The organism is uncultured Streptococcus sp., from assembly GCF_963511325.1.
In the GTDB taxonomy this organism is placed as follows: domain Bacteria; phylum Bacillota; class Bacilli; order Lactobacillales; family Streptococcaceae; genus Streptococcus.
Genome location: NZ_CAUPII010000034.1, coordinates 1 through 16,770, shown reverse-complemented (window position 1 = coordinate 16,770; position 16,770 = coordinate 1). Strand labels below are relative to the sequence as shown.

Sequence of the window (16,770 nt, the reverse complement as noted above, 5' to 3'; positions counted from 1 at the left end):
TCAGCTCAAAACACTGTTTTGAGGTTGTGGATAGAACTGACGAAGTCAGCTCAAAGCACTGTTTTGAGGTTGTGGATAGAACTGACGAAGTCAGTAACATACATACGGCAAGGCGACGTTAACGCGTTTTGAATTTAATTTTCGAAGAATATAACATTGCCAAACTTCTAAAAAAAAGGTACAATGTAACAAAATCATGAGAGGTCTGGGATGAAGCAAGAAAGCAAGTATGAACAAGTCGTTCACTATCTAAAAAATGAGATAGAATCAGGTAGATTTGCGACAGGAAGTCGCCTGCCATCTATCCGAAGACTCAGTCAAGATTTTCACTGTAGTAAAGACACCATACAGCGCGCACTCTTAGAACTCCGATACCAGAAATATATCTACTCCAAACCTCAAAGTGGTTATTATGTATTGGAACAACAAACCAGTCATGAAGATCTAATTATCTCAGTCAATGATGAACACGCAGCTGCCTATGATGATTTTCGTCTGTGTGTCAATGAGAGCTTGATTGGGCGAGAAAATTATCTCTACAACTACTATGAACATCAAGAAGGTTTAGAAGAATTACGCCAATCTGTTCAGAAATTGCTATTTAATCAAGCCATTTATAGTAAAGCAGACCAGTTGGTCATGACTTCTGGGACCCAGCAGGCACTTTTTATTCTTTCTCAGATTGATTTTCCAAGTCTAGCTCAGGAAATACTGGTCGAACAACCAACCTATCATCGGATGAATCAACTGCTACTAGCTCAAAATCTTCCCTATCAAACCATTGAACGACGGATTGATGGGATTGACCTAAATGAACTAGAAGAACACTTTAAATCTGGAAAGATTAAGTTTTTCTATACCATTCCACGTTTTCACTATCCTCTAGGACATTCCTATTCAGACCAAGAAAAACGAGCCATTCTAGATTTGGCTGCCAAGTATCAGATTTATATCGTTGAGGATGACTACCTGGGTGACTTGGATCCTAAAATGGGACAAACCTTTCATTATCTGGACCATCATGATCTGGTCATCTATATCAAGTCCTTTTCTACGAGTCTATTTCCTGCCCTTCGAATCACTGCCCTTCTTCTTCCAAACACTATCAAGGAAGCTTTTGTAACCTATAAAAACATTCTCGACTATGACAACAACCTTATCATGCAAAAGGCTCTATCACTCTATATTGATAGTCAACTCTTTGAAAAAAACAGACTAGCACGATTGGCACTGCAAGAAAAAAGTCAGGAGCACATCCAACAACTCTTACAAAGCTATCCTATTTCCCTACCAAGCTATCCACTTCATGATGGGCTTTTGCTTGATCTCAGGAACTATCCTAGCATCGCTAGTCTTAAACATAGTCCTCTAGAACTCGACTTCTTTGAATCTTCCTATCTAGCGAACTGCCCTTATCACTTTGCAAAAGTCCCCCTAGAAAGTATTGAAGAAACATTAAGCTATTTAAAAACAGAGCTGGACTGAGTCCAACTCTGTTATTTTTTATTGTTCTACTTCTGTTAGCTTAGCAGCTTTTTCAAGATAAGTTTGGTAAGTTCCGTCATCTTTCAGTTTTTGGATGACCTTATCAACTACTTCTTTCAAATCTGAGTTACCTTTTTTGATAGCTACGGCATTTGCTTCGCCTTCTTTCATAGTCAAGCTTACTGTAGCAACTGCCAAATCTGAGTTCTTAGCAGCATAGCTTAGTGCCACTGGCTCATCCATATGAACGGCATCAACCTTACCTGATTGAAGCTCATTGACTGCCTCACCCATGTTTGTCAAAGAAGTCAACTGCGCCTTTGGAAGTTGCTCTTTTACCATAGATTCAGGAACAGTCCCTTTTTGAGCTGCAATATTAGCACTTGCTAGAGAGTCCAAATCCTTGTATTTTTCAAGATCTGATTTTCTGATAAGGAAGCTAATTTTATTTTCATAGTAAGGAATTGAGAAATCAAAGACTTCTTGTCTTTCTTCAGTTGCACTGATTCCCGCAATTGCTAGGTCTGCTTTTCCTGTCTGAAGACTAGTCAAGACATTATCAAAACTCATGCTTGAAACTTCCAATTTCACTCCAAGTTCATCAGCGATTGCTTGCGCCATGTCAATATCAGCACCTACGACTTGGTTCTTACCATCTACAAGGGATTGAAACTCAAAGGGAGCATAGTCTGGACTAGTTGCGACCACTAATTTCCCTTTTTGCTTGATGGCCTCCACTGCAGACTGTGAGCTTGAACTAGACGATTGGCAAGCTACTAAAAAGAAGCTTGCAAGAAAACTACATAAGACAAATATCCATTTTTTAAATTTCATAAATAAACAACCTCTCTGTTAATTTTTTATAATTATAACTCCACAAACTTCGTTTGTCAAGCATATTTTAAATTTTTATGAAAAATTTTCAATTATTCTTTCAAAAAAGGAGCTTTTACTTACTAATAAGCTCCTTTTTTTGCATAATTAATCAATCTTACAATTCAACAATCTTACCTGTTTCAAAGTATACAACCCATTCACAGATATTTTTTGCATAGTCACCGATGCGTTCCAAATAAGAAATAACTTGGAAATAATCACGACCTGTGACGATAGCTTCTGGATGTTTTTTGATTTCTTCTGTAGCAAGGTCTCGAATATTATCAAAGTAATGGTTAATATTTTCATCCATAGTTGCAACTTCATAGGCTTGATCCACAGAACCATTCAAATAAAGTTCTAAAGCAGCCTCAACAAAGTTTTTTACTTCACGACCCATTTTTTTAATTTCTTCTTCAACTGCAGGGATACGTTGCTCACCCTTCATACGAATCGTTGCTTTTGCGATAGATACTGCATGGTCTCCCATACGTTCTAGGTCTGAAACAGCTTTTAAAACTGTCAAAACTGTTCGCAAGTCTTGTGAAACTGGCTGTTGTAGGGCGATCATTTCAAATGATTTCTTTTCAAGTTTCACTTCGTATTCGTTTACTTCTGCATCTTCCTCTATGACTTCTTTAGCCATGTCACGGTCATGCGTTACAAAAGCACGTACGGTACGATTGATTTGGGAAAGAACTTCTTGTCCCATAGCATAAAACTGATTATGCAATTTCTCTAAATCTTCTTCAAATTGAGATCGTAACATCTTCTCACTCCTTATCCAAATTTACCTGAAATGTAGTCCTCTGTTTCCTTATGTTGAGGATAGAGGAACATATCCTTGGTATCGTTAAATTCAATCAAATCTCCATTAAGGAAAAATCCTGTCTTATCAGAGATTCGAGATGCTTGCTGCATAGAACGAGTGACCAAGAGCATGGTGTACTTGTCTTTTAGCCCATACAAGGTTTCCTCAATCTTACCCGCAGAGATAGGATCCAAGGCAGATGTAGGTTCATCCAAAAGAATAATCTTTGGACTAGTTGCTAAAACACGGGCGACGCAGACACGTTGTTGTTGTCCACCTGATAGACCAATGGCAGAGTCATGCAAACGGTCCTTAACCTCATCCCAGATTGAAGCACGCTGTAAAGCTTTCTCCACAGCTTCATCCAAGACCTGCTTGTCTTTTTCTCCATTTATGCGGAGGCCATAAACGACATTTTCATAGATAGACATAGGGAAAGGATTAGGTTGTTGGAATACCATTCCAATTTCCTTACGCAATTCAACTGTATCGGTACGAGGGCTATAGATGTTGTGACCGTTATAAACCACTGATCCAGTTGTCGTCACTTCAGGATTGAGATCCCCCATTCGGTTAATAGCCTTTAGAAGTGTTGATTTTCCAGATCCAGACGGACCAATAAGGGCTGTAATTTCCTTGGGTTGGAATGATAAGGAAACACTATTCAAGGCCTTCTTTTTATTGTAATAGACTGACAGGTCTGAAACCTGCAAAATCGGTTCTGTCATACTATTTCCTCTCTAACCAAAGTGTCCAGTTACATAGTCATTTGTTGACTGTAGCTTAGCATTTTGGAAAATATTTGCAGTTTTATCATACTCAATCAAGTCACCCAAGTAGAAAAATCCAGTGTAATCACTCGCACGCGCAGCCTGTTGCATGCTATGGGTCACGATGATGATGGTGAAGTCCTTCTTCAACTCAAGCATAGTTTCCTCAAGCTGGGCTGTCGCAATCGGATCCAAGGCTGATGCAGGTTCATCCATCAAGAGGATGTCTGGTTTTACTGAAATAGCACGGGCAATACAGAGACGTTGCTGCTGGCCTCCTGAAAGCGTTAAGGCTGACTTGTGAAGGTCATCTTTGACCTGATCCCAGAGGGCAGCCTGGCGAAGTGAGGTTTCTACAATTTCATCAAGGACCTTCTTATCCTTAACTCCTGCACGTTCATGTGCAAAGGTGATGTTGCGGTAGATTGATTTAGCAAATGGGTTTGGACGTTGGAAAACCATTCCGATGTGTTTACGCATTTCATAAACATTAATTTCTGGACGGTTAACGTCAATACCTCGATAGAGAATCTGTCCTGTAACCTTTGCAATATCAATGGTATCATTCATACGATTAAGACTGCGTAGATAGGTTGATTTCCCAGATCCAGACGGACCAATCAGGGCCGTGATTTTATTTTTTTCGAATTGCATATCGATGCCCTTGATGGATTCATTTTTACCGTAGTAAACATGTAAATCCTTGGTAGAGAGGGCCACTTTTTCTTCAGGGAAGGTGATGATATGCTTTTCATCCCAGTTATATTTTGACATGGCTTCTCCTTTAGGCAGCGGTTAATTTCTTGTGTAGGTAGCTTCCGAGTTTGCGAGCTCCAAAGTTAAAGATTAAGATAAAGATTAGGAGCACCGCAGCAGAACCTGCTGAAACAAGGGTTCCATCAGGAATAGTTCCTTCACTGTTGACTTTCCAAATATGGACGGCCAAGGTTTCTGCTTGACGGAAGATTGAGATCGGACTGGTTACACTGAGAACATTCCAGTTTGACCAGTCAAGAGCTGGAGCTGATTGTCCTGCCGTATAGATAAGAGCCGCAGCTTCACCAAAGATACGACCTGATGCAAGGACAACACCCGTAACAATACCAGGTAAGGCTTCGGGGATAACGACATGAAGAACTGTTTCCCAACGAGAAAGTCCAAGTGCTAAACCAGCTTCACGTTGTGTATGGTGAACGTGTTTTAAGCTGTCTTCAACATTACGTGTCATCTGTGGAAGGTTAAAGACGGTCAAAGCCAAGGCACCAGAAATAATTGAAAATCCATACTCAAACTGAACTACAAAGATGAGGTAACCAAAGAGACCGACTACGACTGATGGCAGTGAAGACAAAATCTCAATACAGGTACGAACGAAGTTGGTAACACGGCCTTTTTTGGCATACTCAGCCAAGTAAATCCCAGCTCCCATTGACAAAGGCACAGAGATGAACAAGGTGATGACCAAAAGGAAGAAGGAATTATAAAGCTGAATTCCAATACCTCCACCTGCTTGGTAAGAAGATGATTTTCCAGTCAAGAAGGACCAAGAAACATGAGGTAAGCCTCGAACCAAGATATAGAGAATCAAGGAAGCAAGAATGGTCACAATGATTCCTGCGATGGTATAGAGGACAGCTGTTGCAAGTTTATCTAATTTCTTAGCGTGCATAGTTTTTCTTTCCTCTTTCTTTCGTAATCAATTTAATCACACTGTTAAAGGCCAAACTCATCAAGAGCAATACTAAGGCCAGTGACCAAAGAACATTATTATCAACAGTTCCCATAACGGTATTACCAATTCCCATGGTCAATACAGATGTTAAAGTCGCTGCTGGTGTCGTCAATGAAGTTGGAACAACTGCTGAGTTACCAACAACCATCTGAATCGCAAGGGCTTCACCAAAGGCACGCGCCATCCCAAAGACAACAGCTGTAAAAATCCCTGAACGAGCAGCCTTCAAGGTTACACGCCAGATGGTTTGCCAACGAGTCGCTCCCATAGCTAAACTTGCTTCACGGTAGTGACGAGGCACTGCACGTAGACTATCCGTTGTCATAAAGGTTACAGTCGGCAAAATCATAACAAAGAGAACGAAAATCCCTGATAAAATACCGAAACCTGTTCCACCAAAGACACTACGTACAAAAGGTACGACGACCTGCAAACCGATAAATCCATAAACTACCGAAGGAATCCCGACTAGGAGTTCGATAGCAGGTTGCAAAATCTTAGCTCCTTTTGGCGATACTTCTGTCATAAAGACAGCTGCCCCAATGGCAAATGGTGTTGCAATAAGAGCTGATAAGATGGTAACGATAAAGGAACCTAAAATCATTGGAAGGGCGCCAAACTGTTTACCTGAAGGGTTCCAAGTTGCACCAAAAAGAAAATCAAAGATATTCACACCATTGACAAAGAAGGTTGATAAACCTTTTTGGGCTACAAAGATTAAAATCATAGCCACAATGATAACAATCAAAGAGAGGCAGGCAAAAGTCAGACTTTTCCCTAATTTCTCAAGACGAGAGTTCTTTGACGGAGAGAGCAATTTTTTAGATAATTCTTCTTGGTTCATTATTGACTCCCTTCTAGCGCTGTTACAGTCCCTGTAGCATCTTTTTCAACCTTCATTTCCTTAACAGAAATATAGCCCATTCCTTTAACGATTCCGTTCTGAGCTTCGTCTGAAAGGATAAAGTTTAAGAATTCGGCAACTAATTCATTTGGCTCACCAAGTGTATACATATGTTCATAAGACCACAAAGGCCAATTATTCGTGGTTACATTCTCTGAAATTGGTTCATAACCATTGAGTTTGATTGTCCCAACAGAATCATCAACATAAGCAAATGCTAGGTAGGAAATAGCTCCAGGAGTTTGAGAAACGATTGATTTAACCATCCCGTTTGAATCTTGTTCCTGACTTTGCATTGCTGATTGACCATTCATGATTACACTATCAAAGGTTGCACGAGAACCTGAACTAGCCGCACGGTTGATTATAGAGATAGCTAAATCTTTCCCGCCGACTTCTTTCCAGTTGGTAATTTCTCCTGTGAAGATTTGTCGGAGTTGATCTGTCGTTAGATTATCAACATCTACTTCTTTATTGATAATAACAGCCAAACCTGCAACAGCTACCTTATGATCGACCAAGGCTGAAGCATCAATACCGTCTTTTTCCTCAGCAAATACATCCGAGTTTCCGACATCTACTGCTCCTGATTGAACCTGCGATAGTCCTGTACCAGAACCTCCACCTTGAACATTGATCGTTTTACCGATATGAGCTGATGCGAATTCATCTGCCGCCGCCTCGACTAAAGGTTGGAGGGCAGTTGAGCCAACAGCCGTCATTGACTCCCCACGATCAATCCAACTTGCACATCCTGCTAGTGAACCAGCAAGTAAAAAGGTTGCAAGAAAGAGGGTGAGTTTTTTAATTTTTTTCACTATTTGTCTCCTTGAAAATAATGATGAATAGCTTGGAATTTCGCCCTATTTTTCTATTGTTTTATGCAAAAAACCCATACTTCCACTATAACATAGAATACTGATTTTGACTAGTTTTTTACCTTAAACCTCAAGCCCTTAGGGAAATAATTCTTCAAGGTATTTCCGGTCACTTTTGCAAAACCTAGACCATTTCCACCAACCAAAACTTGATACCAGCCATTTGACAAAGTTTCAGACAGCTGAACTGTTTCACCGGCCACGTATTTGACAAAGTCCGCTTCATGAATTTCAATTCTTTGATTGACTTGGCTTGGTTTTAAGGCTAAACCAAGAGCAAAACTTGGTTCAAAACGTTTTTTCTTAAAGGTTCCAAGATGAAGTCCGTTTCGTGCAATCCTAAGTTTACCCAAATCTGGTAGAACTTCAGGTAAGAGATATAGTTGTTCTCCAAAAGTCTGTAAAATTCCTGGCAAATTTATCTTCAGGTGTTTTTTTTCAAAATCTTGCCATAAACTCAACTGTTCGCGACTGAGATTAGTCTTAAAAGACTTGAACTTCCCTGACTTGTTTTGTCCCTTAAACTGAAGATGGGCAACAAATTGACCTTCTCCCTTAAAACGATGTGGGTACATCCGAGCTGTCTCAGGAAAATCAATCCCAGGAGCCATTCCATTGATATGTGTAACTGGAATCAATTCAAAATCATAACTATCCAGCAACCATTTAATAATTTCTTCGTTTTCTTCTGGAGCCCATGTACAAGTCGAATAGACCAAACGACCACCATCAGCTAACATGGTGACCGCATCCTCTAGAATTTCACGCTGCAAGTCAGCACATTGGCTTGGATATTCTACACTCCAATAATCCATGGCATCTGGCTGTTTTCGGAACATCCCTTCTCCAGAGCATGGTGCATCTAGGACAATTAGGTCAAAATATCCCTTAAATACTTTAGCCAAACGATCGGCAGATTCATTGGTTACAACAACATTTGTTGCACCAAAACGCTCCATATTTTCAACCAAAATCTTAGCTCGCTTGCTAGAAATTTCATTGGAAACAAGTAGTCCTTCACCTGCTAGATAAGCTGCCAGTTGAGTTGATTTCCCACCGGGAGCCGCTGCCAAATCCAAGACCTTTATGCCTGGTTTTGGTTGCGCTACTTGTGCAACCATTTGTGCAGCAGGTTCTTGGGAATAGACCAAACCTGTTACATGCTCAGGAGATTTTCCAGAAACCTTTCCATAGTAGCCCCAGGGTGTATGTGGAATAGCATCTGAAAAAGAAACTTGGCTTTCTTTTAAGGGATTGATGCGAAAGGCGGAAACTGCCTCATCATCAAAAGAGGCAAGAAAAGCTCTTGCCTCATCTCCCAATATTTCTTCATATTTTTTTACAAATCCTTCTGGAAATTGCATGTAAGTTTATTTCCTTTCATAGATATAGGATTGAATTTCTGCCAACTTGTCTGTTGGAACCATCATGATTGGTTGTCGTGTCTGAAAATCCACCGGCTCTCCAGTTAAGGTTACAATCTGATAACCTAAACTTTTTCCAATGATATCAGCTGCAGCATAGTCCCAAGGTTGGAGATAGGTGATATAGGTCAATAGCTGACCAGATAATATTTTTGAAAAACTAATAGCCGCACTTCCATATATTCGTACACCAAGTGAAGCATTAGCCAATTCTGCCACACCCCAGGCGTTTGTTTCCAACATGCCAGCGTTACTCGCAATTAGAAAATCTCGCAAGGGCTTATCCTTAAAATTAGGCAAGGGTTCTTCATTGAGACAGGCCTGAAAAGTACCTCCTCCATGATAACAATGACCTTTCATGACATCATAAATGATCCCAAACTGACCCACACCGTTTTCAAAATATGCTACCATAATGGCAAAATCATCACCTTGGGCGACAAAGTTGTTGGTACCATCAATGGGATCAATGACCCAAACAGATCCATGTCCAACTGAAGCACGTAAACATCCCTCTTCTGCACAAAATTGGTCATCAGGATAACGCGAACGAATCCTATCAACCAAAAAATTCTGGACTTCCTTATCCAAACGAGTCACCAAGTCTGTCGGCGAGGTTTTTCTCTCAACATGAAGATCATCCTTCATATGTTTTCGAATATAGCTCGCTGCTTCCTTGACAATCTCTTTGGCAAACATAAATTTATTTTCCAAGCGAAATCTTCCCTTCCCCTTGTTCTTTGGCAAATTGGACAGCTCGATAGAAGGAGTAACCACTCGCAGTTTCAAATTCACGGCCCAAGCGTTTTTCTTCACTCTTGCTTGGAACAACCGCTTTGAATCCCTTATAGGAATCTAGTAGTTTTTTTGCCTCTACCTTAGTCTCATAGGCAGCTTCAACATCATTAAAAAAAGAAAGCACTGAAGCAAGTTCTTCAGTGCTCCACGACAAATCTAGTGGGTAACTATACTGTTTATTCATCTAATTAATACCAGCTCTCAATGTAGCTTCTTTCAGTTCTTGTTTACGGTAACTACGAGGGAGAAAAGCACGAATCTCATCTTCATTAAAACCGATTTGCATCCGCTTTGCGTCAATAATAATCGGACGACGCAAAAGACTCGGATACTGCTCAATTAAATGAAGCAACTCCGATACTGAGATACTCTCTACATCAATATTCAATTTTTGAAAAATCTTTGAACGAGTCGAGATGATGTCATCAGTACCATTTTCGGTCAAGGAAAGAATGTGTTGCAGTTCTTTTCTCGTTAAAGGGCTGGTCATAATATTATGCTCTTGGAAGGGCACTTTATGATTCTCGAGCCAGGCCTTTGCTTTACGACATGATGTACAACTCGGTGATAAAAATAGTGTAATCATGCTTTCCTCTTCTTTACATACTTTTCTATTCCTATTATACAAAAAAATAAAGCGCTTGACTAGTTATTTCCGTAAAAAAACCTACTTTTTCAAGAAAAATAGGTTTTTTAGAATCAAATGTGAATGTTTTGCTTAAATGTAGAAATATTCATGTTACAAACGATAGTTTTTTCCTAGATTTTATTTGGAATCAGTAATACTTTTCTTCACTTATCTATTTATTTTTCTACTTTGTAGGTACAGAAATCCAAAAATCAATTCATACAAGCAGAAAAATAGAAGAAAGGCATGGAGGAAAAAGTCCTCTGGTAGGATAAGAATGACTGGATCCTTTGCCGGATCAAATAGCCAGGTATCATCACCTACAAAAAGGATTTGGTGAAACAAAGTAAAGAACTGCTCAAATCCAATGAAAACTCCAACTAAACCAAGAACCAAAGGTAGCGAGAGCATGATTAAAATTCCTCTACGGTAGAGAGATAGAAATCCTTTCTGAATGACCTGCTTCCAAAAAAGATAGAAAATCGGTAGCGTTACGATTGCTACTCCTTGAGCCAGATGGAAGAGTCCCTTCACAACTGCAAAATGATGGATTCCAGATGCAGATGAAGGAAAATCTGGCATTTCCAATGCTTGACTCAATGGATTGGTCAAATAATCCATCAAAACATTGAAGTTATACTGGATTGTCTGAGGTTGCAGATGAATACGATTTGTCAAGTTTAACCAAGAAATTTCCTGAGGATAGACCAACCAAGCCAGGTAAATGGTCAATAAAATTGCAAGCGAGAGAAGAAAGAGAATACTTCCTACAAAAGTAAACTTAATTTTCATCGAAATCCCACTCCGCTAGACTTGAAAGGACATGAGTTGGTGCAATTGGCAAGTCTGCTACTTCTTCAGGTTTTGTAAATCCTGTCGTCACCAAAAGACTAGGAATGCCATTGTCAATACCAGCTCGAATATCAGTCAGGTAATTATCCCCCACCATGACAATTTCTTGGCGCTCAAGTCCTAGGTGTTCAACAGCCTTGTCCATAATAATCGCATTAGGTTTTCCAATATAAACTGGTTTTACACGAGTTGCTGCTTCAAGAAGAGTAATCAGTGAACCAGCACCAGGCAAAAGTCCACGTTCCGTTGGGATGTTCAAATCAGGGTTGGTACCGATAAAATGAGCTCCTTTATGAATAGCCAGGGTTGCCGTAGCAAATTTTTCATAGTCTACTTGCCAGTCCAAGCCAACAACCACATAGGCTGGATTTTCTTTATCTTCAACGTATCCTGCTGCTTGAATTGCTTCCTTGAGCCCTGCTTCTCCGATGACATAAACTGTCTTATCAAGTCCTAGGTCATTCATGTAATCAATAGTCGCTAAGGTTGCAGTATAGATGGTCGATACAGGCGTATCGATGTTAAAGTGATTGGCTAGCATCTCTTGAACACTTTCAGGTGTACGAGTGGTGTTGTTTGTCACAAAAAGATAAGGAATCTCTCTTTTTTGTAACTCATGAACAAAAGCTTCACCTGCTGGGATTCTATCTTTCCCCTTATAGATTGTTCCATCTAAATCAATTAAATATCCTTTATAAGTCATATCTTTCTTTCTAATCTTTTTTAATTTCTTGCCAAGTTATCCTTGCCTTAGCATTGGTGTCACCATCACTTGTGACTTTATGATTACTCTCTAATCCATTTAATTCATAACTAGAAGTAATCATTCCACCTGGTCGAACTTCCTTAACATATTTAAGGTTAATTTTTTTAGGGATATGGTTAGTCAGGAAATCGGCTCCCATGACCTCAAAAATCCAATCTAGGTATTTGCTGTTATTGACGTGACCATTCATATCTAAGTCATAGAAACGAACGTGATAATCCTTGCTTATCGCTTCTTCCAGCTCTCTATATTTTGGCCCACGGACCCATTTCTTAGAAAACTCAGATTGATAAGGGGCAATAATTTCTGCTACTACAGGATGAACCTTTCGACTCTCACGATCCATAAGGACAAAGGTAGCTACCATATGAATGATTTCTTGACCATCTTCATCATAAATAGTAAATCGGCGGTAGCAAAAGAGACGATTATAGGTCAAAGCTTCTGTTTCAATGGTGATTTCCTCAGCAAAACGAGGCAAACGAACCACGTCAATATCATAATCTGTGATAATCCAGACCAGATTATACTGTTCTAAAACATCCTTGTCACTCACTCCCAGTTCAATTGACTGCATTCCTGATACCTGGAGGGACAATAAGATAAGGTCTGGTAGCTTGATATGGCCATTCATGTCAGCCATATCAAAAGGAATTTTCATCTTCATTTGATAAGTTAAGCCCATAATTCTACTCCAATATAAATCGTTCTGCTACTGTATCACCTAAGAAGAGACCTCTCTTAGTCATACGAACACGATCACCCTCAACCTGCATAAGACCTTGTTGAATCAAGTCTTTAACAATATCTCCATAAAGTTCCTGGAAAGATCGTTCGAATTTTTCTTCAAATCGCGCCATGGAAACTCCTGACTTCTTGCGAAGGCCGAGAAACATCTCTTCTTCCATTTGCTCCCTTTGACTCAAGTGTTCTTCATTGATACGAGCACTTCCCTCTTCTACTGCCTTTAAATAATGGCGGATCGGCCCATGGTTTTTATAGCGAACACCGTCTACATAGCCAGACGCACCAGCACCGATTCCATAATACTCGGCATTGTCCCAGTACATAAGATTATGGCGACTTTCAAATCCTGGCTTAGAAAAGTTAGAAATCTCATAGTGCTCGAAGCCAGCTCTTTCTAGTTCTGCAATGATATACTCAAACATCTCTGCTTCTAATTCTTCCTTAGGAAGTGGTAATTTCCCTCGTCTCATACGATTCATAAAGACCGTATGATTTTCTAAAATTAAGCTGTAGAGGCTCATATGAGGAATATCAAGGGCAATTGACTTAGCGACATTGTCCTTTACCTGATCCATGGTCTGCCCAGGAAGTGCGTAGATCAAGTCAATAGAGATATTATCAAAACCAGCCAATTTGAGGCGGTCAATATTTTCATAAATATCCTTCTCCAAATGACTACGCCCTATTTTTTTCAACATTTTGTCATCAAAGGTCTGAACACCTAGTGAAACACGATTAACTGCAGAATTTTGCAGAACAGCAATCTTATCAGCATCCAGGTCACCAGGATTGGCTTCAATGGTCAACTCTTCCAACATTGATAAGTCCAGGTTTCTAGTCAATCCTTCTAACAAAACTTCCAATTGAGAAGCAGACAAGGCTGTCGGTGTCCCACCACCAATATAGAGTGTACGCAATTTTTGAATATCATAAGAATGAAATTCTTGCAGTAGATGCTCTAGATAACTGTCTACTGGCTGATTTTTGATAAAGACCTTTGAAAAGTCACAATAATAACAAATCTGTGTACAAAATGGTATGTGTACGTAGGCTGATGTCGGTTTCTTCTGCATAGTATTTATTATACCACAAAAGCGAACAATACTTAGAATTCCGTTTAACAAAATCCTAGCATTGTTCGCTTTCTTTATCTAAACATTCTTTTTATTTTACGACTAACATGATTCCCAGAACCAATCTAGTTTATCTTTACAATACAAAAGAATGAATAGTGATTGACTAAATTTTTAGTCTTCTTTTTTCTTTCCAAGAGCAAGTCCGAGACCACCTAGAATACCAAGAAGGCCTAGAGATGCAAGAGTCGCATTTGATTCAGTACCAGTATTTGGCAATACTTTTTGAGAATCATTTGACTTAGCTCCATTAGTATCAGGTGTTACTGGCGCAACTGGTTTTTCAGTTACTGGTGTTTCTGGTGTTACCTTAGCTGGAGTTTCTACTGGAACTTCAACTGCTGGTTGACCTGGTTCAGTAATCTTACCTGTTCCTGGAACTTTACCGTCTGGTAATTCACTGTTTGGTACTTTACCTTTACCGTCTTCACCGATTGTGACTGTGATTGGGTTACCATCTTTACCTGGGATTTCTACCTTAGTTCCTGGTGGGTATGTTGAGCCATCTGGTTTCTTAGGTGTTACTGTAACGTCACCTGTCTTAGGATCTTGTTCAACATCTAGTGTTGGTGTCTTACGAGCTGGTGTTGTTACATCTACTGGTTGTGATGGTTTCTTGTTCGGTTCAGTTACTGTTCCTGTACCTGGGACATCTTTCTTAGGAAGCTTGTCATTTGGTACTTCACCTGAGCCATTGTCGCCGATTGTGACTGTGATTGGTGTGTTGTTTTCACCTGGAATCACAACCTTGCTGCCTGATGGGTATGTTGAACCATCTGGTTTCTTAGGCGTTACTACTGCATCACCATTTGGTTTGCGTGTGATTTCAATCTCACTTGGTGTTTCAGTTGTTGGGGTATTTGGTGTTACCTTACCTGGTGTTGTTACTGGAACTTCAACAGCTGGTTGACCTGGTTCTGTAATCTTACCTGTACCTGGAACTTTACCGTCTGGTAATTCACTGTTTGGTACTTTACCTTTACCGTCTTCACCGATTGTGACTGTGATTGGGTTACCATCTTTACCTGGGATTTCTACCTTAGTTCCTGGTGGGTATGTTGAGCCATCTGGTTTCTTAGGTGTTACTGTAACGTCACCTGTCTTAGGATCTTGTTCAACATCTAGTGTTGGTGTCTTACGAGCTGGTGTTGTTACATCTACTGGTTGGGATGGTTTCTTATTAGGTTCGGTTACTGTTCCTGTACCTGGGACATCTTTCTTAGGAAGGTTGTCATTTGGTACTTCACCTGAACCATTGTCGCCAATTGTAACTGTGATTGGTGTGCCATTTTCACCTGGAATTTCTACCGTAGTTCCTGGTGGGTATGTTGAACCGTCTGGTTTCTTAGGCGTTACAATCGCATTTCCATTTGGTTGTTGAGTAATTTCAATCTTACCTGGTTTTTCAGTTACTGGTGTTTCTGGTGTTACCTTAGCTGGAGTTTCTACTGGAACTTCAACTGCTGGTTGACCTGGTTCAGTAATCTTACCTGTTCCTGGAACTTTACCGTCTGGTAATTCACTGTTTGGTACTTTACCTTTACCGTCTTCACCGATTGTTACGGTGATTGGGTTACCATCTTTACCTGGGATTTCTACCTTAGTTCCTGGTGGGTATGTTGAGCCATCTGGTTTCTTAGGTGTTACTGTAACGTCACCTGTCTTAGGATCTTGTTCAACATCTAGTGTTGGTGTCTTTTGAGCTGGTGTTGTTACATCTACTGGTTGGGATGGTTTCTTATTAGGTTCGGTTACTGTTCCTGTACCTGGGACATCTTTCTTAGGAAGGTTGTCATTTGGTACTTCACCTGAACCGTTGTCGCCAATTGTAACTGTGATTGGTGTACCATTTTCACCTGGAATCACAACCTTGCTGCCTGATGGATATGTTGAACCATCTGGTTTCTTAGGCGTTACTACTGCATCACCATTTGGTTTGCGTGTGATTTCAATCTCACTTGGTGTTTCAGTTGTTGGGGTATTTGGTGTTACCTTAGCTGGAGTTTCTACTGGAACTTCAACTGCTGGTTGACCTGGTTCAGTAATCTTACCTGTTCCTGGAACTTTACCGTCTGGTAATTCACTGTTTGGTACTTTACCTTTACCGTCTTCACCGATTGTGACTGTGATTGGGTTACCATCTTTACCTGGGATTTCTACCTTAGTTCCTGGTGGGAATGTTGAGCCATCTGGTTTCTTAGGTGTTACTGTAACGTCACCTGTCTTAGGATCTTGTTCAACATCTAGTGTTGGTGTCTTACGAGCTGGTGTTGTTACATCTACTGGTTGTGATGGTTTCTTGTTCGGTTCTGTTACTGTTCCTGTACCTGGGACATCTTTCTTAGGAAGGTTGTCATTTGGTACTTCACCTGAACCATTGTCGCCAATTGTTACCGTGATTGGTGTTCCATTTTCTCCTGGGATTTCTACCTTGCTGCCTGATGGGTATGTTGAACCATCTGGTTTCTTAGGCGTTACAATCGCATCACCATTTGGTTTGCGTGTGATTTCAATCTCACTTGGTGTTTCAGTTGTTGGGGTATTTGGTGTTACCTTAGCTGGTGTTGTTACTGGAACTTCTACAGCTGGTTTACCTGGTTCAGTAATCTTACCTGTTCCTGGAACTTTACCGTCTGGTAATTCACTGTTTGGTACTTTACCTTTACCGTCTTCACCGATTGTTACGGTGATTGGGTTTCCATCTTTACCTGGGATTTCTACCTTAGTTCCTGGTGGGTATGTTGAGCCATCTGGTTTCTTAGGTGTTACTGTAACGTCACCTGTCTTAGGATCTTGTTCAACATCTAGTGTTGGTGTCTTACGAGCTGGTGTTGTTACATCTACTGGTTGTGATGGTTTCTTATTAGGTTCGGTTACTGTTCCTGTACCTGGGACATCTTTCTTAGGAAGGTTGTCATTTGGTACTTCACCTGAACCATTGTCGCCAATTGTAACTGTGATTGGTG

Annotated in this window: 17 protein-coding genes; 1 reads left to right on the top strand and 16 read right to left on the bottom strand. The window is 40.3% G+C overall.

Annotated features, from left to right (window positions below):
• Positions 1–210: 210 nt before the first annotated feature.
• Complete coding sequence (locus tag RQ973_RS08355; RefSeq protein WP_311523623.1) at positions 211–1,485, top strand: PLP-dependent aminotransferase family protein; 1,275 nt, start codon at positions 211–213, stop codon at positions 1,483–1,485.
• Between the two features lie 18 nt (positions 1,486–1,503).
• Here RQ973_RS08355 and RQ973_RS08350 read toward each other — a convergent pair whose 3' ends face one another.
• From RQ973_RS08350 to RQ973_RS08275, 16 genes are all read right to left on the bottom strand, one after another.
• Entirely contained in the window at positions 1,504–2,319 is an 816-nt protein-coding gene (locus RQ973_RS08350; protein ID WP_311523621.1) for an ABC transporter substrate-binding protein, read from the bottom strand.
• 157 nt (positions 2,320–2,476) lie between these two features.
• On the bottom strand, positions 2,477–3,130 hold the full coding sequence (phoU, locus tag RQ973_RS08345; RefSeq protein ID WP_045763359.1) for a phosphate signaling complex protein PhoU: 654 nt from the start codon (positions 3,128–3,130) through the stop codon (positions 2,477–2,479).
• An 11-nt stretch (positions 3,131–3,141) separates the two neighbouring features.
• Positions 3,142–3,900: a phosphate ABC transporter ATP-binding protein PstB gene (pstB, locus tag RQ973_RS08340; protein ID WP_045763360.1), complete on the bottom strand. Its 759-nt coding sequence runs from the start codon at positions 3,898–3,900 to the stop codon at positions 3,142–3,144.
• A 12-nt stretch (positions 3,901–3,912) separates the two neighbouring features.
• A complete protein-coding gene (pstB, locus tag RQ973_RS08335) occupies positions 3,913–4,716 on the bottom strand; it encodes a phosphate ABC transporter ATP-binding protein PstB (protein WP_153224763.1) in 804 nt (267 codons plus the stop codon).
• 10 nt (positions 4,717–4,726) lie between these two features.
• On the bottom strand, positions 4,727–5,611 hold the full coding sequence (gene pstA, locus RQ973_RS08330; protein WP_045763362.1) for a phosphate ABC transporter permease PstA: 885 nt from the start codon (positions 5,609–5,611) through the stop codon (positions 4,727–4,729).
• Complete coding sequence (gene pstC, locus RQ973_RS08325) at positions 5,601–6,518, bottom strand: phosphate ABC transporter permease subunit PstC (RefSeq protein WP_045763363.1); 918 nt, start codon at positions 6,516–6,518, stop codon at positions 5,601–5,603. Before pstC ends, pstA begins: the two co-directional genes overlap by 11 nt.
• Entirely contained in the window at positions 6,518–7,396 is an 879-nt protein-coding gene (locus tag RQ973_RS08320; protein ID WP_311523618.1) for a phosphate ABC transporter substrate-binding protein PstS, read from the bottom strand. Before RQ973_RS08320 ends, pstC begins: the two co-directional genes overlap by 1 nt.
• Before the next feature lie 110 nt (positions 7,397–7,506).
• Positions 7,507–8,820 (bottom strand): RsmF rRNA methyltransferase first C-terminal domain-containing protein, encoded by a 1,314-nt coding sequence (locus tag RQ973_RS08315; RefSeq protein WP_311523617.1) that lies wholly within the window; start codon positions 8,818–8,820, stop codon positions 7,507–7,509.
• A gap of 6 nt (positions 8,821–8,826) precedes the next feature.
• Complete coding sequence (locus RQ973_RS08310) at positions 8,827–9,594, bottom strand: inositol monophosphatase family protein (RefSeq protein ID WP_311523615.1); 768 nt, start codon at positions 9,592–9,594, stop codon at positions 8,827–8,829.
• The gene (locus tag RQ973_RS08305) at positions 9,584–9,862 is read right to left on the bottom strand and encodes a UPF0223 family protein (protein WP_311523613.1); all 279 of its coding nucleotides are present in this window, start codon (positions 9,860–9,862) and stop codon (positions 9,584–9,586) included. Before RQ973_RS08305 ends, RQ973_RS08310 begins: the two co-directional genes overlap by 11 nt.
• On the bottom strand, positions 9,863–10,264 hold the full coding sequence (locus tag RQ973_RS08300) for a Spx/MgsR family RNA polymerase-binding regulatory protein (protein WP_045763368.1): 402 nt from the start codon (positions 10,262–10,264) through the stop codon (positions 9,863–9,865).
• A gap of 210 nt (positions 10,265–10,474) precedes the next feature.
• Positions 10,475–11,098 (bottom strand): TIGR01906 family membrane protein, encoded by a 624-nt coding sequence (locus tag RQ973_RS08295; protein WP_311523612.1) that lies wholly within the window; start codon positions 11,096–11,098, stop codon positions 10,475–10,477.
• Complete coding sequence (locus RQ973_RS08290; RefSeq protein WP_311523609.1) at positions 11,088–11,861, bottom strand: TIGR01457 family HAD-type hydrolase; 774 nt, start codon at positions 11,859–11,861, stop codon at positions 11,088–11,090. The genes RQ973_RS08295 and RQ973_RS08290 overlap by 11 nt, the downstream gene beginning before the upstream one ends.
• 10 nt (positions 11,862–11,871) lie before the next feature.
• Positions 11,872–12,609 (bottom strand): acyl-[acyl-carrier-protein] thioesterase, encoded by a 738-nt coding sequence (locus tag RQ973_RS08285; RefSeq protein ID WP_311523607.1) that lies wholly within the window; start codon positions 12,607–12,609, stop codon positions 11,872–11,874.
• A gap of 4 nt (positions 12,610–12,613) precedes the next feature.
• Positions 12,614–13,744 (bottom strand): radical SAM family heme chaperone HemW, encoded by a 1,131-nt coding sequence (gene hemW / locus RQ973_RS08280; protein WP_311523606.1) that lies wholly within the window; start codon positions 13,742–13,744, stop codon positions 12,614–12,616.
• Positions 13,745–13,918: 174 nt separating this feature from the next.
• On the bottom strand, positions 13,919–16,770 hold a 2,852-nt coding region (locus RQ973_RS08275), incomplete at its 5' end, for an LPXTG cell wall anchor domain-containing protein (protein ID WP_311523604.1).

Bases quoted from the DNA above. Each gene is read 5' to 3' on its own strand.
- pstC (WP_045763363.1), bottom strand. From the start codon at position 6,518: ATGAACCAAGAAGAATTATCTAAAAAATTGCTCTCTCCGTCAAAGAAC.
- pstB (WP_045763360.1), bottom strand. From the start codon at position 3,900: ATGACAGAACCGATTTTGCAGGTTTCAGACCTGTCAGTCTATTACAAT.
- pstA (WP_045763362.1), bottom strand. From the start codon at position 5,611: ATGCACGCTAAGAAATTAGATAAACTTGCAACAGCTGTCCTCTATACC.
- phoU (WP_045763359.1), bottom strand. From the start codon at position 3,130: ATGTTACGATCTCAATTTGAAGAAGATTTAGAGAAATTGCATAATCAG.
- RQ973_RS08315 (WP_311523617.1), bottom strand. From the start codon at position 8,820: ATGCAATTTCCAGAAGGATTTGTAAAAAAATATGAAGAAATATTGGGA.
- RQ973_RS08295 (WP_311523612.1), bottom strand. From the start codon at position 11,098: ATGAAAATTAAGTTTACTTTTGTAGGAAGTATTCTCTTTCTTCTCTCG.
- hemW (WP_311523606.1), bottom strand. From the start codon at position 13,744: ATGCAGAAGAAACCGACATCAGCCTACGTACACATACCATTTTGTACA.
- RQ973_RS08355 (WP_311523623.1), top strand. From the start codon at position 211: ATGAAGCAAGAAAGCAAGTATGAACAAGTCGTTCACTATCTAAAAAAT.
- RQ973_RS08290 (WP_311523609.1), bottom strand. From the start codon at position 11,861: ATGACTTATAAAGGATATTTAATTGATTTAGATGGAACAATCTATAAG.
- pstB (WP_153224763.1), bottom strand. From the start codon at position 4,716: ATGTCAAAATATAACTGGGATGAAAAGCATATCATCACCTTCCCTGAA.
- RQ973_RS08300 (WP_045763368.1), bottom strand. From the start codon at position 10,264: ATGATTACACTATTTTTATCACCGAGTTGTACATCATGTCGTAAAGCA.
- RQ973_RS08305 (WP_311523613.1), bottom strand. From the start codon at position 9,862: ATGAATAAACAGTATAGTTACCCACTAGATTTGTCGTGGAGCACTGAA.
- RQ973_RS08285 (WP_311523607.1), bottom strand. From the start codon at position 12,609: ATGGGCTTAACTTATCAAATGAAGATGAAAATTCCTTTTGATATGGCT.
- RQ973_RS08350 (WP_311523621.1), bottom strand. From the start codon at position 2,319: ATGAAATTTAAAAAATGGATATTTGTCTTATGTAGTTTTCTTGCAAGC.